Source organism: Syntrophomonas wolfei subsp. wolfei str. Goettingen G311, assembly GCF_000014725.1.
Classification (GTDB): Bacteria; Bacillota; Syntrophomonadia; order Syntrophomonadales; family Syntrophomonadaceae; genus Syntrophomonas; species Syntrophomonas wolfei.
Window position 1 is genome coordinate 2,758,378 of sequence record NC_008346.1, and the last position, 26,841, is coordinate 2,785,218.

Below are 26,841 nucleotides of genomic sequence, written 5' to 3' on the forward strand. Positions count from 1 at the left end.
AGTAACTTTGCCTGAGATTTCCGTCTTCTGTCTTCCGTCCTCCGCCCAAAAAAAGACCCGTGTCAAAAGCCAGCTATTGTTCATAGTATATATTAAACGGATACAGGGTGTGTTTACTATTAATAAGAAAGTCTTCAAGCCCAAAAGCTTTCGCCGTGATATTCTGGGGGTGGAGCAAAAAGTTCCTACCTTGGGCGGCAAATATCTCCCTTATATCAATTTTGACAATGCTGCCAGTACCCCGGCCCTCCAACCGGTAGTGGAGGAAATGCAGGATTTCCTTCAGTGGTATTCAGGGGTTCACCGGGGAACCGGTTATAAATCCCTACTATCTTCACAGTTCTACGATGATTCCCATGAAACTATCGCTAATTTCGTCGGGGCCGACTTGGACTCGCAATGCGTAATAATGGTAAAAAACACCACCGAAGCCATCAACAAGTTATCCTATCGCTTGCGTTTCGCTCCAGGAGATGTGGTCATCTCCAGCATGATGGAACACCACTCCAACGACCTTCCCTGGCGTAACAAGGCCCGGCTTAAGTACGCCCGGGTAGACCAACAAGGATTATTGGATCTTGGCGATCTGAAAAAACTACTGCAATTATATTATCCCCGGGTCAGGCTGGTGACTGTATGTGGAGCTTCTAATGTCACAGGCCATTTAAACCCCATACACCAGATAGCGGAAATGGCTCACGCGTACCGGGCTGAAATCCTGGTGGATGGAGCCCAGCTGGTAGCCCACCACCCGGTTAATATGATGAAAGAGAGCGACCCGCGCCATATTGATTACCTGGCTTTTTCCGGCCATAAAATCTATGCCCCTTTTGGCAGCGGGGTATTGATTGGCCCACGGAAAACCTTTTTACAGGGGGAACCGGAATATTCCGGAGGAGGAAACGTTGACCTGGTAAGCCGGAACAAGGTCTGGTGGACAGGTCTTCCCGACCGCGAAGAAGCAGGCTCTCCCAACGTTATTGGCGCCTTCGCCCTGGCTCGCAGCCTGCAATACCTGCAAAAAATGGGCATAGAAAAATTAGCTCTTTACGAAGAAGAACTCCTGCTCTATGCCCGGGAACGGCTGCAAAAGCTGCCGGGAATTAAAATATACGGCTCCTTTCCCCGGGTGGCAGTTATCAGCTTCAACATTAAAGGATTGGAACATGCATTGCTGGGTTCCATTCTCTGCTTTGAGGCTGGAGTAGGGGTCAGAACCGGCTGTTTTTGTGCACAGGGCTATGTCCGGAATCTCCTGGGAATAAACGAGGAAAGTATTAGCGCTATTTATGAGGGTAAAGAACCAGCGCTTCTGCCGGGAATGCTGCGAATCAGCCTGGCTGCCTATAATACCCGGGAAGAAATCGACCGGCTGCTTAAATGGCTGGAAAGAATTATCGCTCACCAAGCGGACTTTAAGAAAAACTACCTTTTCTCCCCCTCTTTCGGAGCCTATATTCCCCGGCAATGGCCCCGGCAAGCCAAAACCCTGTGGCCGTTTATACTGCCGGGCTGGTCATAGCATAAAAATTTCCCCTTGCAAATCCTGTACCGGATTAATTGGTTGCTTGTGCATAAAAAAGTAAGTCATTAAGTTTTTAGAGTCCCCGCTGGCATTTTAGTTTTATTGACCCTCATAATAGCTGCGTGCTAATATATTATTGAAGTAGAGCGTTTTTCTATTCCCTTCTTCGAGTGTTAGAGGGACGAGCCCGGTAAAAATGCCCTAAGGCAATACGGGGATTGGCATCCGTTTGTCCTAATTTTAGCTGGATGAGAGGGGATTTATCCTCTTGCCGCTATGCTGCGGGCAAGTGGGTTTTAATATGTCCGGGAGGCAGAGGTATTGATTGAAATCAGCAACCTGACCAAGATATACGGCAGCGGTCCCCAAGAGGTAATGGCGCTTAAAGAAGTCAGTCTCTCCATAAGAAAGGGAGAAATCTTCGGGATAATCGGCTTAAGCGGAGCCGGCAAAAGTACCCTTATCCGCTGCATCAATATGCTGGAAAGACCTACTCAAGGCACTATTATGGTTGACGGGCAGGATGTAGGTTCTCTGAACTCCCTGGAATTACGCCGGCTTCGCCAGAAGATAGGCATGATTTTTCAGCATTTCAATCTTCTTTCTTCCCGTACGGTGTTTGAAAATGTAATGTTTCCCCTGGAGATTGCCGCTGTGCCTAAAAACGAGGCGGCTCAAAAGGTAAATGCCTTGTTGGAACTGGTGGGTTTGACGGATAAAGCCCAGGTTTACCCGGAGCAGCTCAGTGGTGGTCAAAAGCAGCGGGTGGGCATCGCCCGGGCCCTGGCCAACGATCCCAAAGTCTTGCTTTCCGATGAAGCTACCTCCGCCCTCGATCCCCAGACTACCCGCTCCATCCTGGGATTGCTGAAAGATATTAACCGCAAGCTGGGCTTGACTATCGTTCTGATTACCCACGATATGAATGTAATCAAGGACGCCTGTGACCGGGTAGCGGTTATTGATGACAGTACGATAGTTGAAGTCGGTGATGTATTAAATACATTTTCCAATCCCGGAACACCGACCTCGCGCAGCTTTATCAACTCCATAATCAACCGCGAGATCCCGGCGGAAATCCTGCACCGCCAGGTCATAGACCATGGCTCAAACAGCAGTCGTTTGATCCGAGTCTCCTTTATTGGACCCTCGGCGGGGGAACCTATCATTTCCTCCATGGTACAGAAATACGCGATAGCTGCCAATATATTATACGGCAACATCGACCAGGTAAAAGACATCCCTTTTGGCAACCTGACCCTGGAATTAATAGGTCCGGTTAACACCATCAATGAGGCCCTGGATTTCCTGCGGAAATGCGGCCTGGAAATAGAGGTTTTAAACCATGCTGGCAATTAGTGGTATTAATCTAGCTGCTTTCTTCGCTACTTACCTGGGAGACTATGACTGGGTTCCAGCCGCCGTACTCTTTGCCAGCTGGGAAACCCTGTATATGGTTTTCTTGTCCACCGCCGTCAGCTACCTGCTAGGGATGCCCCTGGCCATTATCCTGGTGACCAGCGAAAAAGGTCATATCCTGGAGAACCTGCAGCTGAACCAGGTATTGGGTTCTATTGTCAATGCTGTTCGTTCCTTGCCCTTTATTATCTTGCTCATCCTGGCCATTCCCTTCACCCGTTGGGTAGTTGGTACTTCCATCGGTACCGTAGCTTCCATTGTGCCCCTTTCCCTGGCAGCCATTCCTTTCGTAGCACGGCTGGTGGAAACTTCCCTGAAAGAAATTGACTGGGGCTTGATAGAAGCTGCCCTATCCATGGGGGCCAGCAACTGGCAGATAATAAGTAAAGTTCTGCTGCCTGAAGCTATGCCCTCAGTGGTTCTGGGGGTGGCTATCACTGCTATAAACCTGGTTGGTTATTCCGCCATGGCAGGTGTATTGGGAGGAGGTGGATTGGGCACCCTGGCCTACTACCACGGTTACATGCGTTACCAGACCGGAATAATGTGGATAACCGTAATCGTCTTGATCGTAATCGTACAGGGAATACAGATGCTGGGCGATAAAGCCGCCGGTAGAATAATTAACAAGAGGAGGTAAAAAATAATGAGAAAGACCTTATCAATTGTACTTATTGCCTGCCTGATATTGGCCCTGGGCCTGGCAGCAGGCTGCAGTAAGAAGACCGAGCAAGCCGCGCCGGATAAAGGAGCCCCGGAAAAGCAGGCCACCGAAAAACTGGTGGTAGGAGCTATTGGTGAACCCCATACCGCTATGCTGAAAATGGTTAAATCCAAGCTGGCCGAACAAGGGGTGGAGATGGAAATAAAGGATTTTACCGAGTACTCTCAACTAAACCCGGCCCTGAACGATAAGCAGATTGATGCCAACTTCTTCCAGCACATTCCCTATCTGGAGGACTTCAATGCCAAAACTAATTCCAAGCTGGTATGGACGGTAAAGATACATACCGAGCCCATGCGTATCTACTCAGAAAAGATCGATAATTTGGACAAACTGGCTGACGGGGCCATCGTGGGTATCCCTAATGACCCGACCAACAGCGGCCGTGCCCTGGCCGTGCTGCAGAGCGCCGGCTTGATTAAATTAAAAGAAGGTGCCGGTGTCACCGCTACCGAAAGGGATATTATAGAAAATCCCAAAAAATTGGAGATAAAAATGGCCGATGCTGCCACCCTGCCCCGGGTACTGCAGGATGCAGCTATCTGCTGCATCAATACCAACTATGCCCTGGATGCCGGGCTGGATCCCATGAAAGCTGTTTTTGTGGAACCAGGCGATTCACCCTTTGCCAATGTAGTGGTAGTAAGACCCGAAGATAAAGATAAGGATAGTATCGTAAAGCTGGGTAAAGCCCTGCAATCTCCGGAAATTGCTGATTTCCTTAAGACTAACTACCCGGCCGTAGTCTTGGCCTTTTAGGTGATGCTATGAACAATAATCCACTGGTAACTATCCAGATGGAAAACGGGGGGCTGATAAAGGCGGAACTTTTTCCTGCTGTAGCTCCCAATACGGTCAACAATTTTATCTCCCTGATAAAAAAGGGGTTTTATAATGGCCTGGTCTTTCACCGGGTTATTCCCGGCTTTATGATTCAGGGCGGATGTCCCCAGGGTAGCGGAACAGGGGGCCCTGGCTACAGTATCAAAGGGGAGTTCAGCAGTAATGGCTTTCCCAACCATCTCTCCCACGAAAGAGGTGTTCTTTCCATGGCCAGGACGGCCGTTCCTAATTCCGCTGGTTCCCAGTTTTTCATTATGGTAGCTCCCGCCCCTCATCTGGATGGCGATTACGCCGCTTTCGGCCAGGTAATTGAAGGCCTGGAAGTAGTGGATCAGATTGTAAAGGCAGCTCGGGATTTCCGGGATAAACCTCGAGAAGCTCAAAGGATGCTCAGCGTTAGTATAGATACATTTGGTCAGGAATACCCTGAAGTAGAAAATTTTTCTTAAACTATTGGGACATTCAGGGGGACACAGCAGCTTTGCTATTGTGTTCCCCTGCCCTTTGTTTGCTATTCTTCAAATCGCATCTTGAAAAAGGTTAAAAAACTTAACGGAAACGCTGAACCGGAAAGGAGTATCACCATGCAAAAACAACCTAACTCAAGAAATTGCTTTCTTTGTGGTCGGCAAAATGAAGTGGGTCTAAAAGTAGATTTTTATAATGACCTGGAAAAGCAACAGGTACGGGCCAATATAACTATTCCCGAACACTTCAACAGCTACCCCGGATTCGTACACGGAGGAATCATTGCTGCTTTGCTGGACGAGACTTCGGGCCGGGCTACCCTACTGAACGGCGATTTTGACAATCTTATGGTAACCGCTCGCCTAGAGGTTAAATATATCCAGCCTACCCCTACCGGACAGCCGTTGGAAGTAATCGGCTGGCTGATCCGGGGCAGCCGGCGTTATGCCCGGGTAGCCGGCGAAATAAGGTTGGCCGATGGAACTGTTACCGCCCGTTGTGAAGCCACGGTTATTCGTCCTTCCGGTGAATTTCAGCAGATGTGGCAGGATGCGGAAGGTGAATACTGGAAGGTCTATGATGATTAAAAATAATTCCCCGCTGTAGTAATAGTTTATGCTTTGCTGCAAAAACCCCTTATCGAATAAGGCTTACAAGAAGATAACAAGCCGGCGAAGCATGAATTCATTTACCAGTTTAAGCCCATTAACATCACAGATTATAATCCCTACCGAATCGTAGCGGTCACCCTCTAATCTATGCATTTCTTCATCAAAAAAAGTCCGATTATACAGACCGGTTAAAGAATCATGCAGGCTTAGAAAGGCAAGTTTTTCCTGCATTATTTTATTTTCGGTTATATCCCGTCCTACCGCCTGATACTCCAACAGTATACCTTCATTATTAAAAATGGCCTGGTTTACCCATTGCTGCCAGCATATCTCGCCGCTGGGCAAAACAATCCGATGCTCGTTATTAATAATCGGGGATTCCGGAGTAAGAGACCTAATTCTTTGGAAAACTTTATCTCGATCTTCAGGATATATGAACTCCAAAAAATTCCTTCCCCTCAATTCTTCCCGACTACGGCCCAGGTAGCGGCATAAGGCCTTATTTGCAAAAGTTATACTTCCCGCAAAATCTACCCGGGCTATCAATTCGGTCTGGGTTTCTACCACCATTCTATAGCGGGCTTCACTACTGCGCAGTTCTTCTTCCTGCCTTTTAAAGCGACTTATATCCCGGCTGATTCCAAATAGAACTTCCCGTCCTCCCCACTTTCCCCGGCTAACCCTGGTTTCAACCTGGATTTTGGAACCCTTTTTATTTAGAATAGGCAGGTCGCAACGGTTTTCCGAATCATCCTTTATCGCCTGCATAATTTTGCAGACCTCTTCCCCTAATTCCAGGGGATGCAATGCAGAAACCTCAAGTTCAATTATTTCTTCATATGAATAACCCAGCACATCTATCACTACTTGATTAACATGCAGAATTTGCCCGTTTAAATTCATAACAAATACGAAATCCTGCAGATTATCAAGAAATCTTCTCAGTTCCTCTCCCATATTAAGGCCTTGTTTTTTACTATCCGCTCCAATTTCCAGCCTGAACCTCATCTCATTCCTCCCTTTTTCTTTAATAAACCCCTTTTTTCGACAAATTAATTATAGTCGAACACGGCTATCAAAACCAGAGAAGCCAGTGACAAATATGGGTGATGGTGGAAATATTCCACTTGACACTATTTTTCACAATCAATAAACTAAGGACAGAACGCATAAAGCGGTAAACATAAAAGGGAGAGAGGAGAATTTGGTATGGTCACTATCAAGGTAAACGGCTTTGAGACTTCGGTTCCCGAAGGATCAACCGTAATGCAGGCGGCAGCGGCAGCTGGTTTCATGATTCCATCCCTGTGCAGCCACCCCGACCTTCAGGTAAAAGATAACTGCAAGGTCTGCGTGGTTGATGTAAACGGGGAAATCAAAACCGCCTGTTCCGAAGTGGTTGCCCCGGGTATGGAGGTTAAGACCAACACCCCCAGAGTAATCGCTGAAAAGAGAAACAACCTGAAAAAGATTCTCAAGGTACATCCCCAGGACTGTTTGAACTGCGCCCGCAACCAGAACTGCGAGCTGCAAACTCTGGCCGGAACCCTAATCATCCGTTCATTCGAACACAAACCCTTGAAACTTCCTCAAGACAGGTCTACCCCATCCATTGTTCGCGATCCTTCCAAGTGCACATTATGCCTGCGCTGTGTTGAAATGTGCAATGATGTTCAAACGGTAGGTGCATTGGAAATCAAAAACGGGGTGCCCCAAACTATTGATGGCAAGGCCCTGATTGAAACCAAATGTGTTATGTGCGGCCAGTGTGCCCTGGTCTGCCCAGTAGGAGCTATAATCGAAAATGAAGAAGTGGAAGAATTTTTGGCTGCTGTAGCGGACCCAGAAAAGATCGTTATCACCCAAATTGCTCCGGCGGTGCGGGTAGCAGTGGCAGAAGAATTGGGAATTACTACCGGTGCCCTGGATATGCTTAATTTTGTAGCTGGTTTGCGGCAACTGGGCTTCGATTATGTATTCCACACCAATTTCACTGCCGATCTCACCATACTAGAAGAAGGCAACGAACTGTTAAAACGGCTGAAAGAAGGCGGCACCCTGCCCATGCTTACCTCCTGCAGCCCCGGTTGGATCAACTTTATTGAAACCTTCTATCCCGACCAGCTGGATCACCTGTCTACCTGCAAATCCCCGCAGCAGATGTTCGGGGCTCTGGCCAAGACTTATTGGGCCGAGAAAATGGGGATAGACCCGGCCAAAATTTATTCCGTATCCATAATGCCCTGTACCGCCAAGAAATTTGAGGCCCAGCGGCCAGAAATGAATGCCAGTGGTTTTCGTGATGTAGACCTGGTGCTTACTACCCGGGAAGTGGGCAAGCTGTTTAGAATGGGAGGTGCCTACTGGGATAAGCTTGAACCTTCTAATTTTGACTCTTTACTGGGTGCCTATACTGGTGCAGGGGTTATTTTTGGAGCTTCCGGCGGCGTTATGGAAGCAGCCCTGCGTACCGTATATGAAGTAGTAACCGGACAAACCCTGGAAGATGTCAATTTCACCGGTGTTCGTGGATTTGAGAGTATGAAGAAAGCCGAAGTGGATTTGAGCGGAACTAAAGTAAAGGTGGCCGTAGCCAACTCTCTGGGTGCCGCCCGCAAGATTATGGATGAAATCAAGGCCGGCACTTCCCCCTATCATTTTATTGAAGTAATGTGCTGTCCTGGTGGCTGTATCGGTGGAGGAGGCCAGCCCATACCTTCCACCATTGCCAAGAAGAAAGAAAGAATTGAAGCAATTTACGTTGAAGATGAGGGTCTTCCGCTGCGCAAATCCCATGATAATCCTGAAGTCAAGAAACTATATGAAGATTTCCTCAAGGAGCCCCTGGGACACAAATCCCACGAACTGCTCCACACCCATTATCATCCCTCCGGGAAATAATACTTTTGAAAAGAACTTCAAAAAAGCACTTCCACCTAAGGAAGTGCTTTTTTTATTAATCTCCCATTAGTTGACACGAGTTGACACGGGGACGGGGTTGTTGACAACTTCGCCCTTCTGCGTCTATGGCCTTCAGGTAAACCTACGAAAAAGCTTTTAGATTTTGGGGGCTGCGCAAAGAGCGGCGCAAAAAACCATAATCAATTAACCATGCTCCATCCTTTTGCAAGATCTTGACCTCTACATTTTTCAGATATTCCCGGCTTGAACCCTTTAAAGCCAGCCTTATACCAACCCGGTAGAGATTATCTTCTTTTTTTTCTATTTTATCAAGGCGAATATACTTTATTTCCGCAACAGCCAGGGAAAGCTCATCCTCTTTACTACCGCTCATCACTTTGCCCGCTATTTTGTTATCCCCTTGATCCATTGCCACCACAAACACCCGGATAATATCCTCCGGTTCCAACAATTTTAGTTCTCTATCCAATATTCCGGCAGTTTTCCATATCATTATTCTATGACCCCAATCGGATTTACGGCTGCCATGGGTTGTGCTGTCCCGAAAATGAACACAAAAATGCCCTGGGAAATTGTTGTTGGGTATGGCACCACTGCCATGCGGCATCCCGTTCATTGAAGCTGCAATCATTCTGCCATTATCCAGTTGGAGTATAGCGGCTCTTCGCTTCCAACTCCACTCCCCACCATATATCTTTTTCATTATTGAAGTGTCGTCAGCTGTCAGTGGTTGAACATCAGCATGATAGCTGCCTCCCCTTCTCTGTATGTGGAATTTCATTTGTGTATCCAGATCCACCAGCGTTGCCCTGGCGTATTTAGGAAATAGCTTGTTCACTTCCTCCCAGGAAAGATATTCTCCCTGAATTGCTTTCTGTTCAACAAGCTCAGGCTTTATTTTTTCTTTTATTGATTCAGACTTGAAAATGAAAGGCAGGAATAAGCAGGAAAATAGAACCATAAAAAAAGCCAGCCGGTGCTTGGCTAGATTAAGTACCAAGAGCTTCTACCTCCTTTTTGCAAAATATATGAGTAAAATAAGACAAATATGTAGTAAAAAAGCAAGTACTCCCATTATGATGTTACAATTAACCATATTTTTTTATTAATGCTAGAATGGCGATAGGGATAAGCTAATGAATATTAATAAATTCAGTAGAACCCCACATGGCTAGAGGCTACAACCATCTGTAAAATAGTAGTTAAGGTTAAGCTATTTTAGAAAAGAATCAGCGTTAATCATAAAAATCAGCGTCCCTCTGCGTCAAAAACCATATTCTCTTACTAACCCCCCATGGCCCGGGGGCCACGACCACCGATGAAAAGTAAGTTAGTAGGCGCTTGAATAGTAAGATGTAGCAAGAAATAACTTAAACCCCTTACCCATTACCCCTCACTACTTACGAAAGGAATGCTTGCCAAATGAAGCGCGTAGCAGATAGCTCCAGCGAAATAATCCGGTTTTTCCACCGTTTGGATCGCAGACATTTCATTGATGACGATTACAAAAACATGGCTGATTGTGACCAGGCTTTGCCCATCGGATTTGGGCAAACTATTTCCCAACCCAGCCTGGTGCTGGAAATGACCCTGGCCCTGGAGCTAAATAAAAAATGCCGGGTACTGGAAATAGGCACTGGTTCCGGCTATCAAACCGCTTTTCTGGCTGAATTTGCGGCTGAAGTCTTCAGTATGGAGCTAATACCGGAGCTATCGAAAAAAGCGCAAAGCAGGCTTAAAGAACTGGGGTACCGCAACATTAATTTCCAGATAGGTGATGGTAGTCAAGGCTGGCCGGAATTTGCCCCTTATGATCGCATCATCGCAGCTGCAGGCGCGGCCTCCATTCCCCCACCCCTGTTGGAGCAGCTAAAAGTTGGTGGCATCATGCTTTTACCGTTAGGCCCCCCCAGTATGCAGGAATTAATACTGGTCAAAAAGGGAGAGGACGGCAAGCTAAGCCAGGAATCCCAGGGAGAAGTGCGCTTTGTTGAATTCAAGGGAGATTATGGCTGGGGAATGCAGGATAAAGCAAGCGATTAGCCGCTTACTCCCGTGCCGGCCTTTGAGTGGCAAGTCGCTATTAAGGTTGCTGAGGGTATTTACAAGCAAAACTACTTCTGCCAATCCGCCCTGCGTACCATCTCTCCCCATTGTAATTTGCCACCTTTAATCCATTTCACCAGACCTTCCAAGCGCCACAGACTGATTAATTGGCGATAACCGAAGTTTTCCAATATTCCGGTCAGGAACAAAATTAGAATTTGGCGGGGCTCTGAATATATACGATAAGAGATAATCTCCAATAAAAGGGCCATAACCGAAATCAATACACCAAAACCCAGTGCCAGGGTAAAGAAGATTACAAAAACCAGCGGTGAAACCAGCCCGGTCAAGAAACCAAAAAGAACAAAGAGATAGCCTACTACTTCTACTACCGGCCCGAACCACTCAAAAATAATCATAAAGGGAAAAGCCAGCCATCCTACCGTTCCACTACGCGGATGAAACAATAGTTGAATATTCTTGCTTAAAGCTTCCGCCAGGCCTTTCTGCCAGCGGCTACGCTGCCTGCGCAGGCTGGATAGATCCTCTGGAGCCTCGGTCCAACAAATCGGGTCGGGAACGAAGGTGATACGGTAGGGCTGCCCCTTTAACCTTAACATTCGGTGGAGCCGTACCACCAGTTCCATATCTTCTCCTACCGTATCAGTACTGTAACCCCCGGCTTCTATGACCTGTTCCCTGCGAAAAAGCCCAAAAGCACCAGATATTATCAGTATAGCGTTTAGCGGAGACCAGCCCAAACGTCCAAATAGAAAAGCCCTTAAGTATTCGATAATCTGAAAACGAACCAGCATCTTGCCTGGCAGGCCTGCTTTCGTTAGGAATCCTCCCTCTACCGTACTGCCATTTACTATACGAATAGTTCCCCCTACAGCCACAGTCAAAGGATTCTCGAGAAAGGGTTGTACCACCCGTTTCAAGCTGTCACGTTGCAGGATGGAGTCAGCATCCACCGAACAAAACAAGGGATAGCGACAGGTATTAATAGCGGAGTTCAAGGCATCGGACTTCCCTCCGTTTTCTTTATCGATTACCCGCAGATTGGGATAATAGCTTGATCTATAGAAGCCGCGTATGGTTTTAACCGGCAAGCGCTGCTGGTAAGCCTCGGGAACTTTAACCAGGCCAAAGCTTTCTTGCAGAATCGATAAGGTACGGTCACGAGAACCATCATTTATTACGATAACCTCGAACTCCGAGTAGGATAGCTGCAAGAGGGAGCGAACGGTTGATTCCACTGTGGATTCCTCGTTGTAGGCAGGTACTAAAATACTTATGGGTAATTCATAATCGGAAAATGACTCCAGAAAATCGCTCAAACGATGGGAACGCATATAACGCGTGATGGTGACAATGGAAATGAGATTTAAGATCAGGTAACTCAAACTCAAACCCAGCATATAAAGAAGAAATATCCATTGTAAGATTATAAGAACTTTCATCTTTTCTTCTCCCTAATTTGCTTTTCCGCCATTACCTGGGTTAAGGCATCTCGGGCATAACGATCTTCCTGTTGGTTTATAATTTCTTCTAGCTTTTCCCAACTGATAAATTGGAGTTCCGCCAAAGCCTGGGCTGAGCGATAACGCACCCACCAGTTGGGGTCAGACAGTAAAGCTATTATTTCCGGCAGATCCTCACGACGGGCCAGCCGGGCCATGGTATTTACCGCCTGAACCCGCACCGCCCATTCAGGATGATGAAGGAAGTTCTTTATCACAGCTATATCACGATCTTCAGCCAAATTCCTCATGGCTACCAGACAGGCGGTCAAAACTTCTGCTTCGCTGTGCTCAGACAGCAATAGCCGCAGGGCCTCAAGTGCCTCACTTTGATAGGCAAAAGGCAGGTATCGCAAAAAACGGGCCAGTTCTTCGGGAGAAGCTCTCAATAACGCGGATATCATGGGGGTGGTAATAACCTCAGCCCCCATATCACTGAGAATCGCGGCCACTCTACTTTGCGGCCACTCATGACGCTGGATGAAGAGAGGTATCAGGATGGGACCGGCAGCTTTTGAATCTATACGGGCCAGGGCTCGTGCAGCAACCTGACCTGATAGTCCAACTTCTGTTAATGCCATTTTCTCTAAAGCTGGCCAGGACTCTCTAGCACCCATATTGCCCAGGGTAAGGGCCGCAATGGTTCGCTCCGATTCATCTTTGCTGCTTAACATGCGTTCTACCAGAGCTTCAATACCCAGCTTCTGCCCCAGTATAATCAGGTTTTCTTTAGACTCGCCACGCATGGATTCTTGAAAACGATTCCATAAAATTAGAACATCAGGGTAATCCTTCTTAGCCAAAGCAGGCAACTGTACGGCAGAACAATCAATACTGGCCGCTGCCAGCACCGGTTCCCAAATACACAGCAACTGCTTCTTGTGATCTTCCTGGGTCGCCTGGTGCAGGCGCACCCTCAGCATTAGCAATAGTAAAAGTAAGGATGTAGTAATAATTCCTATGGCAAGCAGTATAACCAGGTTAATAATTGGCTCTGGATGGGCAATGAGCTTGTTCATAGCATTTTCACCTTCACTTCTACAGTTGCTCCCGTTGGAGTTCAATCACCCTTAATCTCATATCCGGTCAACCGCCGTACCCGCGCGGATAGTTCCCTGGTATTAAAGGGTTTTAACATATAGTCATTGGCCCCGGCCTCCAGGAGATCTACAATTTCTTTTTCACTGGAGCTGGAGGTAAGCATAATAATCGGAGTAGACTTCCAGCTAGATTTAGTCCGGATTTGCCGAACCAATTGGCGACCATCTATAAATGGCAACATTATATCCAATATGCAAATATCCGGAGGCTCCATTTCAGCTATGCGCCGGCTGGCGTCACGCCCATCACCCGACTCAATAACCTCAAAACCTTCCCTTTCCAGGATAATCTTCAGCAAGGAGCGGATGATGCTATCATCATCAGTAATAAAGGCGCGGCGAGAATGGGACGGTGTGGAAGTTTCATCTAGCTTGCCAGCAGCTTTGTTTTCTTCTCTTCCGGCAGAATATTCATCCTCTGCTCGTTTATAATTTTCTGTAATTTCCAGAAGCAGCGGTTCATAGTCAATTGCTTCATTTTTCCCTTCTGATGGGGAACAAAGACCGCTGGCCATCTCCCAAAAACAACGGATATCTTTTAAGCAATGCTCCCGGCTGCGGTGAAGATAGATTTCTATCAACGGCAAGAGTTCCTGCAGCATATCCTTGTGCTCAACAGCAGCTTGCAATTGACCTTGTAGATACTCATGTTCTACCCGGAGATTTTGCTCTTCTTCCTGTAATTTCTCCAGGATCTCTTCCCGCTCCTCAATAATCTTTTTCATTTCTTCTTGCCTTTCGGCCAATAGTTGCTCTCTGGCTTCTGGTTCTGAAATAAAGCGGCGTTTGAAAGCCAAACTTCATCAACCCCTATCCCGTAATATTTCATGGAACGGTTCTTCTGATAAGTTCTGCTTCTTCTCCCCTGGAGCAGGCATTTCGGGGCAAACTACTCCTGCTTGCTGGTAGATTTGATCCAACAAGCGGAGTGAATCCCGCAACTGTTCCTGGCTTTCTCCAGCACGCTCACTTTCTGCTCTTACTATTTCCCTTCCCTTTTTACGGGCTTCCTCCCATATCATTACCTGCCGCAGTACCTGCTGGCTAATTTTTCCATCCAGGCTTTGCACCAGCATTAATTCCCGTATCATAGCAAAAATCTCGCTCTGCAAGTCTCGGTTCTTTTTCCATTGTTCAGCAATGCGCTGATTTAGTTTCTCCAATTTCTCCTTTTCCTGCCGACCCAACTCCAAGAGCAGAGCTTCCGTTTCCTTCGAAGTATCCGAATTTAGGCCTTTTGTACTCAATTGGCTTTCCCCCTTCCGTCCTGCTTCGCCAGTAAATCTGCCCATTGAAAAAGAGGCGCATTAACGGCAAATACTCTGGTCATGGTACAGGTAATCCCGTGGTGAGGAAAAGTGGGATATATACCGATTTCTCGACCTACTTCACAACCCGAATCTTGCATAATTTTACTTACGGTTTGCTGAGCCAGCATAGGATGATTATTCTGCTGGCTGATGTGGGCCAGTAAAACCTGCATGGGATTATGGCGGGGCACAGTACTCAGCAGGCGGGCAGTATCAAAATTCGAGAGGTGACCTTCCCTGCCTTCTATACGTTTTTTAAGATAAGGGGGATAAGGCCCATTTTTAAGCATTTGGGGATCATGATTGGATTCCAAAACGGCAATATCAGAAAAAGATAGAGCCTTTTCCACTTCCCTACTTACCATTCCCAGGTCAGTTGCAATTACCGCTTTTCGTTTCCCATAATAAAAACAAAATCCTACCGGATCAATGGCATCGTGGGAAATAGCGAAGGGTTCTATCAATACCTTTCCCAGGGAAAAAGTCCCCTCCAACTCTTTAATACATTCCCCGGGAAATTTTTTACGGCAATCAATCTTGCTCCAGGTAGCCGGTCGGGCGAAAACAGGAAGTTGGTACTTGCGGATAAATACATCCAGTCCTTTAATATGATCTGTATGTTCATGAGTAAGCAATACTGCGTCCAATTCCCCCGCTCTCGTACCTATTGCCTGGAGTCCGTTCTCAATCCGGCGGCAGCTGATGCCGGCGTCCACCAGTATTTTGCTTTCTCCAAACTGGAATAGAACGGCATTTCCTGTACTCCCACTGGCCAGGACATGTACTTTCATAGTAAAACTCTCCTCGTATGTATATCATGGGGACGGTTCTTCTGATATATATTATAATGCATCTACGTGAATCAGCATCTATAATAACCTCCTGTAATGCCCCTATTTTCATCGGTGGTTGTGGACCTCACCCTGCACCCCTCATCCTGCGGCTACGCCTGGTGCTCCCTGCGATCGCTATTAAGGTTGCATCCTGCGGGTACGCCTGGTGCTCCCTGCGGTCGCTATTAAGGTTGCGGTCAGTGGGGTTAGTACAAAAATAGTTTTTTGACATGAAGGATAAAGTTGTCAACAACCCCGTCCCCGTGTCAACGTCCCCGTATCAGCTATATTGGGCTTAAGGACTAAGGACTTGACGATATAATTCTGCATAGCTCTGTATTTCCCTGGCCAGCGAGAATTTTTCTTTTACCAGTTTCCCGGCCTCCCAGCCCATTCTTTGACGGCTTTCCGCCGAGGACAGCATCTTCCGGGCTGCCACAGCCAATTCCTCCTGGTTCCTTACATAGTATCCTTGCCGTCCTTCCTCAATAATGTCCAGATTTCCCGGTACAGCAGTCAATATAGCCGGTTTGTTCTGGCTCATACCCTCCAGCAATCCCTGGGGTTGTCCTTCCGCCTGGGAGGTGTTGAGTATTACATCAGCCAGCGACAAATAGTTTCCCATATCACTATGTAAAACTTCTCCCAGATAAAATACCCAATTCAGCTCACTTACCCGCTGCTTGATCTTTTGGCCATAGTCCCGATCAATCACTGGGCCAATAATCAGCAGACGAAGCTCAGGAAAATCCTTATACACCCTTTGCAGCCCATCAATAGCCAGTTCGATATCTTTTACTGGACGGAGGCCGCTGGGCAGAGCAAATACGATATTATCTGCTGCCAGCCCTATCATTTCTCGTTTTATGGGAGGACTTTCTTCCAGCCATACTCCCTGGGGTATGGTTGAAAGCTTAGAACAATACTCCGGATAAGCATCCCCAATTAATTTTTGGAAATAATCATGGAAGACTATGATTTTCTCTGCTGCGGCAAAAGCAGCCAGAACCAGGTCTCTCCCCGAGTTCTTGAGATCATAATTTAAATCGCTGCCGGTTGTGGTTAGAATAAGCGGCAAATTTCGGAGCTCAGGAAACTCCGTCAGCACCCCGCCAAAATAGCGGGCATTAAAACCGTGCACCAGCGAATACTTGCCGTTAATTAGATACTCGCGCAGGCTATCCCGCCATCCCTTTTCCTCCAAAGACAAAAGATCCACGGTGAAACCTCGCTGTCTTAAGGCCGTTTGCAGGCGCAGCGTGGTCAAGGTATTCCCCCGCTGCATATGGTGGAAAGGTGTTAGCATCAGAACTGGCGTAGATTCCCAGTTCATAATGCCCCCCTTTTTATAGAAATATTGGCCCGGAGCAGTTCAAAGCACTCGCAATAATCCCCTTCTCCCGTCATTATTCCCCGGTAGCGGTTCAAGCCCATTATAGCCTCATCATAGCGGATTTCCTCTAATTGAGAACGGTGCAGTCTCAGAGCATCGAGTTTAACTTCCATAAATTCGCTTATATCTTCAACATAAGCTGGATCTTGCAGGGGCGTCCAGACTTCATAACCAAAAATATTTCCCACTGACCAGGGCTGGCCTTCACATTCTTGAAACCAGGGCCCTGCTGCCCTATGACAAGCCTCCACTACCAGTTCGTGGGTAACCCGGTGATCCCTGACCTGATCTTTACTATGTGGTATGTATACCGCTATAGGCCTCTTTTCCCGGATCAGGGTAATGATTTTTACCAGATTATCCCGTTTAAACTCCAAATACCCATCAGGATTGCGGAAAAAAAAGAGCTCGCTGACCCCAAGCAAGGCTGCGGCCTTCCGTGCTTCTTCCTCCCGGATTTGCACCATTCTCCTCTTTATATGTTTCAAGCTTCCCGCATCCCCGGAAGTAAGATAGACTATGGAAACCTTATTTCCCTGTTGCAGCTGCCGGGCAATACTGCCGCCACAGCCAATTATATCGTCATCAGGATGGGGAGCAAACACTATAATATTTTCCATAGCAACTGCTTCCAGCCTCCTCCGCAAACTTTTTTACTTCCACTATTTAATTTATTGCTTTATAAAAGCCCAAACATTCCAAGACTTATTGATAAAATTATACCATCTATTGTTCATATAACTCAATTTGACTATTCCCTTTATTGCCTTTACAGCTAACCTCATCCCGCACTTATAAAAACTGCTTGCCATTTGCCGCCAGCCGCTTATAATGAAACCAGGTAAACTATTTGAGTTTTTTTAGTTTACCTACCCCAGCATTTGGTCTACCGGAGGTGTGTTGATGAAGCGCAAAAATATTATCGTCTTGCTCCTGCTCCTAACTATTCTGGGTCTTTGCCTTTTTCTCTTATACCAGAATTACTGGGGCGAAAACAAACCAAGTCTTCAGGCTACAGGAACCATTGAGGCTACCAGCGTGGAATTGAAAGCCCGGGTCAGCGGCACTATAAAGAGCTTTAAAGCCCAGGCGGGAGACTCGGTCGAGGCTAGACAATTGGTAGCAGAACTGAGTCGCCATGATCTGCTGGCTCAGAAAGAAAGGGATGCCCTGGGAGTATTGGCGGCACAGGCACGGCTGGATGACCTGGTATCCGGAGCGCGTTCCCAGGAAATAAAAGAAGCCCTGGCCCGGGTAAATATGGCCGGAAGTACCTATGAACAAGCGGAGCGAGAATTGGAGCGTATGCAAGAGCTTTTTGCCGAAGGAGCCATTGCCGAGGAAAAATTGGAGCAGAGCCGTTTAAACAGCGAGCTTAGGAAAAACGAGCTTACCGCAGCTGAAGCCAGGTTAAGCCTTCTGGAATCGGGCAGCCGACCGGGAGCCATATCAGCTGCCGCTGCGGAACTGGAGCGCAGTAAAGCGGTATTGAAAAGCAGCGAAGCCTTGCTGGATGACCTCAAATTGCTGTCTCCCTTGGAGGGAACCTTGATCAGTAAGAATTTTGAAGAAGGTGAGTTTGTCACCATGGGAGCTACCCTAGCCACTCTGGCAGATTTGCATCACCTGTGGATAAAAGTTTATATTCCCACCGATGAACTGCCCCGGATTAAATTGGGGCAGAAGGTAAATATCAGCGTGAGTGGTTGCGAGCAGGTCTTTTCCGGAGTAGTTAAAGAAATATCTTCCCGGGGGGAATTTACCCCTAAGAGCATTCAGACCAAAAAAGAGCGCGCCAATGTAGTCTTCCCGGTGAAGATTGCTGTAACGAGCAACCCGAACGGCATTCTCAAACCGGGTATGCCAGCCGATATTATTTGGCAGGAGATGACGCCATGATTCACTGCAACCAACTAACTAAAAGCTTTGGCCCTATCCCGGCGGTCAAGGGGGTAAACCTGCAGGTTAAGAAAAATTCTATAACCGGATTGCTGGGACCGGATGGGGCCGGCAAGACCACTCTATTGCGTATGATCTGCGGCCTGATCACTCCTGATTCGGGCGCAGTGCAGCTTATGGGTCTTCCCCCGGAGAAAATTGAACGCCAAGACCTGGGCTACATGCCGCAGAGATTCAGCCTTTACGGGGACTTGAGCGTAATGGAGAACATAGATTTTTTCGCTTCTCTCTATGGGCTGCATAAGAGCTTGATCAGAGAACGGGCAGAAGAGATTTTGGAACGCACTGGCCTGGCTGGTTTTGAACAGCGTCTGGGAGAACAGCTTTCCGGGGGCATGAAACAAAAACTGGCCTTGAGCTGTGCCTTGATTACCCGGCCACAAATCCTGGTTCTGGATGAACCAACTTACGGGGTAGATCCCCAATCCCGGCAGGAATTCTGGCAGATACTCTATGATCTGAATCGTGGGGGGATGACGATACTGCTCTCAACTCCTTATATGGATGAAGCTGAACTCTGCCATCAAGTAGCTTTTATCAATGAAGGCCGCCTGGAGGTAGTAGCTCCACCGGCAGAAATTAAGCTGAGTTTCCCTTTTCGCATTTTGGAACTAAGAGCCCCCCTTAGAGATCCTCATTTTTTTGATTCTCTTCCCGGAATATTGGATGCCTCCTTCTATGGTTATAAGTACCGCCTGGTAGTTAAAGAAGTGGAGAATTCCCGCCACCGGCTGGAAGAATTGTTGCTTTCCCAGGGTCTGGAGCCGGAGTCCATTGTGGAGGCAGCCCCTTCCATGGAAGAGCTGTTTGTTTTCCTGGCTGAAGCAAAAGGCTTTGCGGGAGGTGAAGTCTGATGCCGGATCTGCCGGTTGAAACCTGGGATTTGAGCCGGAAATTCGGAGAGTTTACCGCAGTTGATCGGGTAAACCTGCAAATCCGCAGTGGTGAAGTTTGCGGCTTTCTGGGGCCCAACGGCGCCGGGAAATCCACCAGCATACGCTTGCTCTGCGGAATCCTGGAACCCAGTTCCGGTAGTGGCCGGGTTTTAGGTTATGATTTGAAAACTGAAAGTGAAAAAATAAAAACCCGTATTGGTTATATGTCCCAAAAGTTTAGCCTCTATGATGATTTGACCGTACGGGAGAATCTCGACTTTTTCGCCGGGCTTTACCGCATTCCCTACCGGGAGCGGCGCCAAAAAGTGGACGAGATGATAGCTCTGGCCGGTTTGCAAGAGCGGGAAAAACAGCTGGTGGCCACCTTGAGCCCCGGATTTCGACAGCGCCTGGCCCTGGGTTCCGCTATCATATCGGAACCCGACCTGCTCTTTCTGGATGAGCCTACCAGCGGGGTCAGTCCCTCTAGCCGCCGGGCCTTTTTTAACCTTATCCAGGAACTGGCCGCCGGCGGAACTACGGTAATCGTCAGCACCCATTTTATGGACGAGGCTGAGCGTTGTGACCGGATAGCCTTTTTCAACCAGGGCCGCTTGCTGGCTTTGGATAGCCCTGATCGATTAAAGAACAGTGTTATAGAGGGAGTATTGCTGGAAATTGAGCTTCCCGACCCTCTGCAGCAAAGCGCCTTTATCCAGAGTCTTCCTTATGTGAAGGAATGCTCGGTTTACGGCTTGCGCTTGCATGTGCTGGTAGAGAGCTACGAGGCAGCAGCTCTCCTGGAGGAAGCCACCGGCATCCAGCCCCTACCTATAACCCCTTCTTTGGATGATGTTTTTGTTGCCCTAGCCCGAAAAAAAGAGCGGGAGGAAAATGATGAGCCGGATTTTTGCCGTAATTAAAAAAGAATTTATCCAGATGAAAAGAGACCGGATGACCCTGGCCCTGATATTCATGATTCCTTTGATCCAGTTGCTCCTTTTTGGCTATGCTATCCAAACCGATGTCAAGCACATATCGACGGTGGTCTTCGACCAGTCTCTTTCCCCGGAAAGCCGGGAGCTTTTAAACGCTTTTTCCGCCTCCGGCTACTTTGACCTCAACGAAGTCGCCCTGAGCTATGACGCGGTAACTCAAAGCATCGACAGCGGCCAGGCCCGAGTCGGAATAATTTTCCCTCCCGACTTTGCCCGGCAGCTCCAGCGTGGAGAAAGTGCCCCGGTACAGGTGATAGTGGATGCCAGCGATAATATGGTGGCCAATCAGGCTATAGCCATAGCCAATTCCATCGGCTTAATCAAGTCACAGCAACTACTGTTCCAGAAAATGAATCTGGATGCCCCCCCTTATGATATACGCGTACGCCCCTGGTACAACCCGGACGGGGTTACCGCTTATTATATGGTACCGGCCATACTGGGTATAATCGTAACCATGACCATGGTTATTATCACAGCTGTAGCCATTGTCCGCGAGCGGGAAAGGGGTACTCTGGAGCAACTGATAGTAACTCCCCTGCGCCCTTATGAGTTAATGCTGGGCAAGATAATTCCCTATATTGCCCTGGGTTACATTCAGATTACGGTGGCTTTGCTGGTAGGGGCGCTCTTCTTCCAGGTTCCTATCCGCGGCAGCCTTTTAGAGCTTTATCTTCTTACCCTGTTTTTTATCACTGCTTCCCTGGGCCTGGGCCTCATGATTTCCAATATAGCCAAAAACCAGATGCAGGCGTTCCAGATGTCTTTCTTTGTCATGCTGCCCAGCATACTCTTGTCCGGCTTTATGTTCCCCCGTGAGGCCATGCCCCGGATAAGCTACTATATCAGCGACATAATCCCTTTGACCTATTACCTGGACATAATCAGAGGGATAGTCCTCAAAGGTATAGGTTTTCAATACCTCTTGGGTCAAGTTGCCGCATTGCTGGTCTTCAGCCTGCTGTTTCTGGGGATAAGCACCCTGAAGTTTAAGAAAAAAATAGCTTGAACAAGCGGATACAAGAATAAACGAAATTTATGCCTGGCAGGAAGGAGGCGAGATAATTATGGATATGGAGGAACGGATTTGTAATGCCTGTCTTGAGCTGGCCCGGCTGCGGGGCCTGCATGGATTCACCGTAGATGAACTGGCGAACCAAGCGGGAATAAGCAAAAGAACTATCTACCGTTACTTTCGCAGTAAGGATGAAATAATTGAGGCCGCTGTAAACCGCTTCCTGGTTGAAGTGGCGGCTGCAGCCGACCATATCCTGGCGGTGGAAAGCGACCCCATAAATATTTCTAATTACATTCTAAATTATCTCTTTAAGCACGGCCATTTTATCATCAGTACCAGCGGGCTAAATGACCTGCGGCAATATTACCCCCATCTCTGGCAAAAAATCGACCGCTTCCGCCTGGAACGAGTGCAGGCGGTTATTAGTGCCATAAGTCAAAAGGAGGGTACCGAGTTCCTGCTGGATTGCGATCCGCTCATACTGGTTACCGTAATAAGCACATCCATTCAAGCGGTTTTAAACCCGGACTTTCTGCTGGAAAACGGGCTAAGCTTCGAAAAAGCTGCTAAAGATTTAAGCCAGCTCTTTTTGTCAAGCATATCACAGGGACGGTCCGAAACCACTGAAAAAGTATCCTTTTTAAGCCGCCTGGGCGGCTACCCAGTCACAATCTGGTCGGTTAACCACTAACGGAGATAATAACTTCAAAATGAGAACATGTAAACCCTTTAAGGCGGATACCAGCTTGGCTATCCGCTTTAAATTTACCGATAGGGCTGTTAGTTTGGCCTGAATGCGGATACTTCGTAGACCGTAGCCTTTGGCCCGGTCCAATCCGTGGAATCTTTTTAGTTCTGCATTCTTGGGTTCGATCTTCGCTCGCTTTCGGTATTCCTCAACGAAATCCGAGGTTTTAGCTCTTTGGCTGTATTCATACAACTCAGGGGTATTTATGCTGATGGTCATTAACTTGGCTATACGCTTACTTTTACCTATGCATTCACTTCGTCGAGGACAATTGCGACAGAACTCACGTTCAAAAGTGTAATCCAGGTACTTTTGTTTTTTGCCGTTCCGTTCACGGGTCTTGGATTTTATTTTCACCGTTTCATTTCCCATTACACAAAACCATTGGTCACTGTCCTTGTTATAACTAAATAGCTTTTCATCAATTTTGTAAGCACTAGCGCTTACCGGTATATATGATGTTGCTTGATTTTCCTTGATCAGGTTAAGGATGTCGGGACGGAAATAAGCTTTGTCGCCATATACTCCGGTTACGGTCAATCCGGATTTTTGGGTTTCTTCAAGATGCTCTTTGAAATTGCTGCCATCAACATAGGAACCGGGTTCTATGGTAATGCTAGTTATTAAACTGCCATTGGTAGTTTGGCATATTTCTGCCTTGTAACCATAGAAGTTTTGGGTCTTGGTTTTGTGGCCTACTCGGGCATCTTTGTCTACCAGGGAACGGATGCCTTTTTGTTCTATGAACAGATCGCTTTCTAAGATTTCCTGGGCTTCCTGGACTGCCTGGATGACTTCCTCGGAGCTTTCTTTGCTTACTTGTTCTATCAGGTCTTCCAGATAATCTTTCATAATTTGTTTGGCTGCAACATGATCTTCTATTTGGGTATAATCCGGTATTTCGTATTCTTCCTGCCCCATGGCCTTGAAAATGTTTCTGGCCAACTGCTTCATGATGCGTTCGGGTACTTTTTTAATAGTATTGGCTTCAATATGGGTGGTATCAATAACGATGCCGTTACTACCTTTGATTATGCCCCTTTCAATGCATTGCCTTACTATTTCGGTAATAATGGCATCCATGCTGATATCCTTTAAGCGTTGGGTACGGAATTTGGTCAGTAGGCTGGTTTCAGGCAATGGGTCTTCGGGGTTAAGTCCTACAAACCATTTGTAAGCCAGGTTTACGCTCAAATCCTGTATCAATTGTTCATCAGACAGGTTGTATAGATATTTTAAGATTTGTATTCTTAGCATCATCTCTGGTTCTTTAGCTGGTCTGCCAAAGTTTTTGCAATATCTATCTGCCAATAGTTCATTGACAAAGCTGAGATCTATGGCGGAATCTATCCGTTTGAGTATGTGATTATCCGGAATCATTTGGTATAATACGTTGTAGAAGCTGCCTTGTTTAACGGTGGTTTCAACTAACATGAAAAGCATTCCCCCTCTGGTGTTGTTTGGTTGTGCTAACTTAATTATACTATAGGCGGGTATGCTTTTTATGTTTTTATCGGACTTTTCCCGGACTTTTTCAGTGGTTTCGGACGGTCCTGTTGATATATTTTTCGTCTCTATCAAGGAAAGAGCAGGCAGTTTGAAATTGCCGTACTGCTCCTCCTTAATTTAAAAAGCGAGGGGTAAGGGGGTGAGGTTCTTCCCTCCCACATCTTACTGTTCAAGCACAACTAATAACTCACTCCTCATCCCTGGCTGTGACCCGCGGACCTGTGGAGTCTGCGTTTAAAATAGCCACCTGTAATGCCCCTATTTTCGTTGGCGGTTGTGGGCTCTGTTCAAGGGGGTTAATACGAAGTCAGACGCCGGGCGCGGTCAGCCAGCAAACCCAAATGGGAATAGCTCTTTAATATGCTGCTATTGCGCTCACCGTTGATATTGCTGGTATAAAGCATTCCATAACCATTGCCATAGATATTATGCAGATCCATCATTACTCCCAGCAGCAAAAGTTCATTTTTTTCCACCAGATCGGCCACGGCATAATTAGCTAAAAGATAATCTATCTGCCTATCCACATTAACTTCGGCCAGCTTGCTGAACTTCAGCCCCGGCTCATCGTCAAAACTGAGTCCGCTTTTACGCCGGGCCTCTTCCAGTGAATTCTTGACTATGGATAATTCATTCCGAATACCCATAGGCTCATCAACGAAATTGGATTCCGCCGCCTTTATAGCTCCACAATCGCTATGCCCGGCCACAATCATCAACGGGGTATGCAGGTGCAGAAGACCATAAAGAACGGAACCTTCATTGGTTTTAACCTGGTTGCCGATGTTTTCCACGGAAAAAATGCGATTAAAAATATCACCGAAAATATTAACCGGCATACGGGAATCCGCACAGGTTAAAAGGGTTATCAGCGGATGCTGCCCATAGTTACCCTTTTTAAAATCCTCCAGGGGAAAACCCTTTTCAAAAGCCAGGATACCTTGCTCCAGGCTCTTAAACAAAGCTGCCTTGTCCACTTCAATTGTTGCATGATGACTCAAGACCAACACCTCCATTGAATAATTTATTACGAGCTATTCTATACCTCATTATAAAACTAAAACGATAGCAATGGGCATTTTTCTTGGAGAACCTTAAGACCAGAAAGCATCACTTATACCCGAAGGGTACTATGTATGGATAATAAACTCCTTTAAAGTAGCGGGGAGAGCAGGCGGGAAACAGCCTCCTTCATCCGCGCGTACACTGGCCGGGCCCGGTATATTTCCATAGTAATCTCCTGAGAATTCTTAATATCGCGGAAGAAAGCCGCTTGCAGGTTGCGGCATACACTTTCGTCATAAATAAAGGCATTAACCTCAAAATTAAGATGGAAGCTGCGTATATCCATGTTCGCTGACCCCACCGTGCTAACAAAGCCATCGACCATCATGACCTTGCTGTGCAGGAATCTTTGCTCAGAGTAAGCATAACACCTGACCCCTGCTTCCAGCATTTCCCCAACATAAGAAAGGTTGGCCCAATGCACAATTAGGTGATCCGCCTTGCCCGGTATCATCAAACGCACATCCAATCCAGATAAAGCAGCAATTTTCAAGGCAGCGAGAATACTTTCATCGGGAATAAAATAGGGAGTCTGTATATAGATATTTTGCCGGGCGCTGCCAATCATTTTCAGGAAGCCGTCTTTTATAGAACTCCATTTGGCATCCGGCCCGCTGGATACGATTTGCACCCCGGTATTGCCCTGGGGGGCGCGCTGGGGGAAAAAATCTTCCCGCAACTGAAAATCATGGTCACAAGCATAGCGCCAATCCAGGAGGAAGCGTAAATGCAGGCCATCCAAGGCCGTCCCGCGAATACGCAGGTGGGTATCCCGCCAGTAGCCATATTTTTTAGACAGACCCAGGTATTCATCACCGATATTAAAGCCGCCGATATAACCTTCTTCACCATCAATAATGCATATTTTTCTATGGTTGCGATAATTCATCCGCAGATTTACAAAAGGAAAGAATGGTGGTAAAAAGCTGGCAACTTCTCCCCCTGCTTGTAGAAGCGGCTGAAAAAAGCGGCGGGGCAGGTGAATACAGCCCATTCCATCATACAGCAACCTCACTTCTACTCCTTCCGCAGCTTTGCGGCTGAGAATATCCCGAAGACTCCGGCCGGTAGCATCATTCTGAATAATATAGTATTCCAGGTGAATATATTTTTCCGCCCGTTGAATGCTTGCGGCCATAGCCTGAAAAAGTTCCTGCCCATCGTTGAATATATCCACCTTATTATTCTGGCTGAAGAGGGATTGGCTGCTATTCAGGTGCAGGTGAATAATGTCCCGGTATTCACTGCTGCGAGGGTTTAAGAAAAGCATCTGATTGTTATGCAAATATTGATCTTGTTGCTCTAATTTAGGTAAAAAGCTCTCTTCTTCTTCTTTTTTGAGATAGAACATCTTCTTTTTACGCAAATCCTGGCCCAGGAAGAGATAGAGTATTAGTCCCAGAACCGGCATTAAAAACAAAACCAACAGCCAGGTCAGGGTAACAGTAGGATTACGTCGTTCATAAAAAATTATCCCTATAGCAAATAATATATTTAAGATATATAGATAATCCAACAATTGCCAGAGCAAATCAGCGTTAAGCATAAATCCTCCACCTTATAACGAGGCAAAAAATGCCCCCCGCATCCATAATAGTGAGCGAAGCGAACATCAGTGGTGCCTGCAGGGTGCTTCTTTAAGCGGTCGGGTTCCTATATCAAGGCAGGCGTCGGGTACTAATCCCCCGCCTCGTTGCAGCGGTGTGTTGAAATAACTTGCATGGGTGGTTTTTCCTGTCACCCTAATAGGAACTTTGTTTTTATTTAATGCTGCGGATAGGGGAATTGTACCATAGGATTATACTGATGTTCGGTAAAAGTCCGTTATCCCTCTTGTCGACTTTTGCCGGTTATTAAACCGGGAGCCTTCTATATTGAGGTATTTCCACAGAAAAGTAGCCCTTCCTTCTGCCTGGGAATAATCAGAAAGAAAAAGCCCTGTCAGGACAGAG

General features: G+C 47.0%; 25 protein-coding genes. 13 read left to right on the top strand and 12 right to left on the bottom strand.

What is annotated here, in order from left to right; translation table 11 throughout:
• Positions 1-109 precede the first annotated feature (109 nt).
• The 6 genes from SWOL_RS12585 (at position 110) to SWOL_RS12610 (ending at position 5,566) form a co-directional block, all read left to right on the top strand.
• On the top strand, positions 110-1,522 hold the full coding sequence (locus SWOL_RS12585) for an aminotransferase class V-fold PLP-dependent enzyme (protein WP_011641802.1): 1,413 nt from the start codon (positions 110-112) through the stop codon (positions 1,520-1,522).
• 324 nt (positions 1,523-1,846) lie between these two features.
• Positions 1,847-2,884, top strand: a complete 1,038-nt coding sequence (locus tag SWOL_RS12590; RefSeq protein ID WP_011641803.1) for a methionine ABC transporter ATP-binding protein — start codon at positions 1,847-1,849, stop codon at positions 2,882-2,884.
• Positions 2,871-3,584 (top strand): methionine ABC transporter permease, encoded by a 714-nt coding sequence (locus SWOL_RS12595; RefSeq protein ID WP_011641804.1) that lies wholly within the window; start codon positions 2,871-2,873, stop codon positions 3,582-3,584. Before SWOL_RS12590 ends, SWOL_RS12595 begins: the two co-directional genes overlap by 14 nt.
• Before the next feature lie 6 nt (positions 3,585-3,590).
• Positions 3,591-4,427, top strand: coding sequence for a MetQ/NlpA family ABC transporter substrate-binding protein (locus SWOL_RS12600; protein ID WP_011641805.1), 837 nt, complete (start codon positions 3,591-3,593; stop codon positions 4,425-4,427).
• Positions 4,428-4,435: 8 nt separating this feature from the next.
• Positions 4,436-4,960: a peptidylprolyl isomerase gene (locus SWOL_RS12605; RefSeq protein ID WP_011641806.1), complete on the top strand. Its 525-nt coding sequence runs from the start codon at positions 4,436-4,438 to the stop codon at positions 4,958-4,960.
• A 135-nt stretch (positions 4,961-5,095) separates the two neighbouring features.
• Positions 5,096-5,566 carry a PaaI family thioesterase gene (locus SWOL_RS12610; protein WP_011641807.1) on the top strand — a complete coding sequence of 157 codons (471 nt, stop codon included), beginning with the start codon at positions 5,096-5,098 and terminating at the stop codon, positions 5,564-5,566.
• A gap of 63 nt (positions 5,567-5,629) precedes the next feature.
• Here SWOL_RS12610 and SWOL_RS13800 read toward each other — a convergent pair whose 3' ends face one another.
• Positions 5,630-6,598 carry a PAS domain S-box protein gene (locus SWOL_RS13800; RefSeq protein WP_011641808.1) on the bottom strand — a complete coding sequence of 323 codons (969 nt, stop codon included), beginning with the start codon at positions 6,596-6,598 and terminating at the stop codon, positions 5,630-5,632.
• A gap of 201 nt (positions 6,599-6,799) precedes the next feature.
• On the opposite strand from SWOL_RS13800, the gene SWOL_RS12620 reads away from it, so the two are divergent.
• On the top strand, positions 6,800-8,491 hold the full coding sequence (locus SWOL_RS12620) for an NADH-dependent [FeFe] hydrogenase, group A6 (RefSeq protein ID WP_011641809.1): 1,692 nt from the start codon (positions 6,800-6,802) through the stop codon (positions 8,489-8,491).
• A gap of 142 nt (positions 8,492-8,633) precedes the next feature.
• On the opposite strand, the gene SWOL_RS12625 is transcribed toward SWOL_RS12620, so the two are convergent.
• Positions 8,634-9,512, bottom strand: a complete 879-nt coding sequence (locus SWOL_RS12625; RefSeq protein ID WP_011641810.1) for a hypothetical protein — start codon at positions 9,510-9,512, stop codon at positions 8,634-8,636.
• A 422-nt stretch (positions 9,513-9,934) separates the two neighbouring features.
• Here SWOL_RS12625 and SWOL_RS12630 point away from each other — a divergent pair, with 422 nt between their 5' ends.
• Positions 9,935-10,555, top strand: coding sequence for a protein-L-isoaspartate(D-aspartate) O-methyltransferase (locus SWOL_RS12630; RefSeq protein ID WP_011641811.1), 621 nt, complete (start codon positions 9,935-9,937; stop codon positions 10,553-10,555).
• Between the two features lie 71 nt (positions 10,556-10,626).
• Here SWOL_RS12630 and SWOL_RS12635 read toward each other — a convergent pair whose 3' ends face one another.
• The 7 genes from SWOL_RS12635 to SWOL_RS12665 form a co-directional block, all read right to left on the bottom strand.
• Complete coding sequence (locus SWOL_RS12635) at positions 10,627-12,021, bottom strand: glycosyltransferase family 2 protein (RefSeq protein WP_011641812.1); 1,395 nt, start codon at positions 12,019-12,021, stop codon at positions 10,627-10,629.
• Entirely contained in the window at positions 12,018-13,145 is a 1,128-nt protein-coding gene (locus SWOL_RS12640) for a HEAT repeat domain-containing protein (protein ID WP_041427602.1), read from the bottom strand. The genes SWOL_RS12635 and SWOL_RS12640 overlap by 4 nt, the downstream gene beginning before the upstream one ends.
• Positions 13,142-13,978 carry a response regulator transcription factor gene (locus SWOL_RS13805; RefSeq protein ID WP_049750139.1) on the bottom strand — a complete coding sequence of 279 codons (837 nt, stop codon included), beginning with the start codon at positions 13,976-13,978 and terminating at the stop codon, positions 13,142-13,144. Before SWOL_RS13805 ends, SWOL_RS12640 begins: the two co-directional genes overlap by 4 nt.
• 6 nt (positions 13,979-13,984) lie before the next feature.
• A complete protein-coding gene (locus SWOL_RS12650) occupies positions 13,985-14,428 on the bottom strand; it encodes a hypothetical protein (protein ID WP_011641815.1) in 444 nt (147 codons plus the stop codon).
• Entirely contained in the window at positions 14,425-15,282 is an 858-nt protein-coding gene (locus SWOL_RS12655; protein WP_011641816.1) for an MBL fold metallo-hydrolase, read from the bottom strand. Before SWOL_RS12655 ends, SWOL_RS12650 begins: the two co-directional genes overlap by 4 nt.
• A 337-nt stretch (positions 15,283-15,619) precedes the next feature.
• Positions 15,620-16,657: a glycosyltransferase gene (locus tag SWOL_RS12660; protein WP_011641817.1), complete on the bottom strand. Its 1,038-nt coding sequence runs from the start codon at positions 16,655-16,657 to the stop codon at positions 15,620-15,622.
• Complete coding sequence (locus tag SWOL_RS12665; protein WP_041427603.1) at positions 16,654-17,337, bottom strand: PIG-L deacetylase family protein; 684 nt, start codon at positions 17,335-17,337, stop codon at positions 16,654-16,656. Before SWOL_RS12665 ends, SWOL_RS12660 begins: the two co-directional genes overlap by 4 nt.
• 283 nt (positions 17,338-17,620) lie before the next feature.
• Here SWOL_RS12665 and SWOL_RS12670 point away from each other — a divergent pair, with 283 nt between their 5' ends.
• From SWOL_RS12670 to SWOL_RS13810, 5 genes are read left to right on the top strand one after another with little or no spacing between them, the layout of a single operon-like run.
• Positions 17,621-18,616, top strand: coding sequence for an HlyD family secretion protein (locus tag SWOL_RS12670; protein WP_011641819.1), 996 nt, complete (start codon positions 17,621-17,623; stop codon positions 18,614-18,616).
• Positions 18,613-19,530 carry an ABC transporter ATP-binding protein gene (locus SWOL_RS12675; RefSeq protein WP_011641820.1) on the top strand — a complete coding sequence of 306 codons (918 nt, stop codon included), beginning with the start codon at positions 18,613-18,615 and terminating at the stop codon, positions 19,528-19,530. Before SWOL_RS12670 ends, SWOL_RS12675 begins: the two co-directional genes overlap by 4 nt.
• Positions 19,530-20,474 carry an ABC transporter ATP-binding protein gene (locus tag SWOL_RS12680; protein ID WP_011641821.1) on the top strand — a complete coding sequence of 315 codons (945 nt, stop codon included), beginning with the start codon at positions 19,530-19,532 and terminating at the stop codon, positions 20,472-20,474. The genes SWOL_RS12675 and SWOL_RS12680 overlap by 1 nt, the downstream gene beginning before the upstream one ends.
• On the top strand, positions 20,449-21,558 hold the full coding sequence (locus tag SWOL_RS12685) for an ABC transporter permease (RefSeq protein WP_011641822.1): 1,110 nt from the start codon (positions 20,449-20,451) through the stop codon (positions 21,556-21,558). Before SWOL_RS12680 ends, SWOL_RS12685 begins: the two co-directional genes overlap by 26 nt.
• A gap of 58 nt (positions 21,559-21,616) precedes the next feature.
• The gene (locus SWOL_RS13810) at positions 21,617-22,258 is read left to right on the top strand and encodes a TetR/AcrR family transcriptional regulator (RefSeq protein ID WP_011641823.1); all 642 of its coding nucleotides are present in this window, start codon (positions 21,617-21,619) and stop codon (positions 22,256-22,258) included.
• Here SWOL_RS13810 and SWOL_RS12695 read toward each other — a convergent pair.
• The 3 genes from SWOL_RS12695 to cls all read right to left on the bottom strand — a co-directional run bounded on the left by SWOL_RS12695 (position 22,208) and on the right by cls (position 26,435).
• On the bottom strand, positions 22,208-23,749 hold the full coding sequence (locus SWOL_RS12695) for an IS1182-like element ISSwo3 family transposase (protein ID WP_011641824.1): 1,542 nt from the start codon (positions 23,747-23,749) through the stop codon (positions 22,208-22,210). The genes SWOL_RS13810 and SWOL_RS12695 overlap by 51 nt on opposite strands.
• A 371-nt stretch (positions 23,750-24,120) precedes the next feature.
• Complete coding sequence (locus SWOL_RS12700) at positions 24,121-24,825, bottom strand: carbonic anhydrase (RefSeq protein ID WP_011641825.1); 705 nt, start codon at positions 24,823-24,825, stop codon at positions 24,121-24,123.
• Between the two features lie 152 nt (positions 24,826-24,977).
• Positions 24,978-26,435: a cardiolipin synthase gene (cls, locus tag SWOL_RS12705; RefSeq protein WP_011641826.1), complete on the bottom strand. Its 1,458-nt coding sequence runs from the start codon at positions 26,433-26,435 to the stop codon at positions 24,978-24,980.
• Positions 26,436-26,841 lie beyond the last annotated feature (406 nt).

Bases quoted from the DNA above. Each gene is read 5' to 3' on its own strand.
- SWOL_RS12595 (WP_011641804.1), top strand. From the start codon at position 2,871: ATGCTGGCAATTAGTGGTATTAATCTAGCTGCTTTCTTCGCTACTTAC.
- SWOL_RS12600 (WP_011641805.1), top strand. From the start codon at position 3,591: ATGAGAAAGACCTTATCAATTGTACTTATTGCCTGCCTGATATTGGCC.
- SWOL_RS12605 (WP_011641806.1), top strand. From the start codon at position 4,436: ATGAACAATAATCCACTGGTAACTATCCAGATGGAAAACGGGGGGCTG.
- SWOL_RS12610 (WP_011641807.1), top strand. From the start codon at position 5,096: ATGCAAAAACAACCTAACTCAAGAAATTGCTTTCTTTGTGGTCGGCAA.
- SWOL_RS13800 (WP_011641808.1), bottom strand. From the start codon at position 6,598: ATGAGGTTCAGGCTGGAAATTGGAGCGGATAGTAAAAAACAAGGCCTT.
- SWOL_RS12620 (WP_011641809.1), top strand. From the start codon at position 6,800: ATGGTCACTATCAAGGTAAACGGCTTTGAGACTTCGGTTCCCGAAGGA.
- SWOL_RS12630 (WP_011641811.1), top strand. From the start codon at position 9,935: ATGAAGCGCGTAGCAGATAGCTCCAGCGAAATAATCCGGTTTTTCCAC.
- SWOL_RS12635 (WP_011641812.1), bottom strand. From the start codon at position 12,021: ATGAAAGTTCTTATAATCTTACAATGGATATTTCTTCTTTATATGCTG.
- SWOL_RS12655 (WP_011641816.1), bottom strand. From the start codon at position 15,282: ATGAAAGTACATGTCCTGGCCAGTGGGAGTACAGGAAATGCCGTTCTA.
- SWOL_RS12660 (WP_011641817.1), bottom strand. From the start codon at position 16,657: ATGAACTGGGAATCTACGCCAGTTCTGATGCTAACACCTTTCCACCAT.
- SWOL_RS12665 (WP_041427603.1), bottom strand. From the start codon at position 17,337: ATGGAAAATATTATAGTGTTTGCTCCCCATCCTGATGACGATATAATT.
- SWOL_RS12670 (WP_011641819.1), top strand. From the start codon at position 17,621: ATGAAGCGCAAAAATATTATCGTCTTGCTCCTGCTCCTAACTATTCTG.
- SWOL_RS12675 (WP_011641820.1), top strand. From the start codon at position 18,613: ATGATTCACTGCAACCAACTAACTAAAAGCTTTGGCCCTATCCCGGCG.
- SWOL_RS12680 (WP_011641821.1), top strand. From the start codon at position 19,530: ATGCCGGATCTGCCGGTTGAAACCTGGGATTTGAGCCGGAAATTCGGA.
- SWOL_RS12685 (WP_011641822.1), top strand. From the start codon at position 20,449: ATGAGCCGGATTTTTGCCGTAATTAAAAAAGAATTTATCCAGATGAAA.
- SWOL_RS13810 (WP_011641823.1), top strand. From the start codon at position 21,617: ATGGATATGGAGGAACGGATTTGTAATGCCTGTCTTGAGCTGGCCCGG.
- SWOL_RS12695 (WP_011641824.1), bottom strand. From the start codon at position 23,749: ATGTTAGTTGAAACCACCGTTAAACAAGGCAGCTTCTACAACGTATTA.
- cls (WP_011641826.1), bottom strand. From the start codon at position 26,435: ATGCTTAACGCTGATTTGCTCTGGCAATTGTTGGATTATCTATATATC.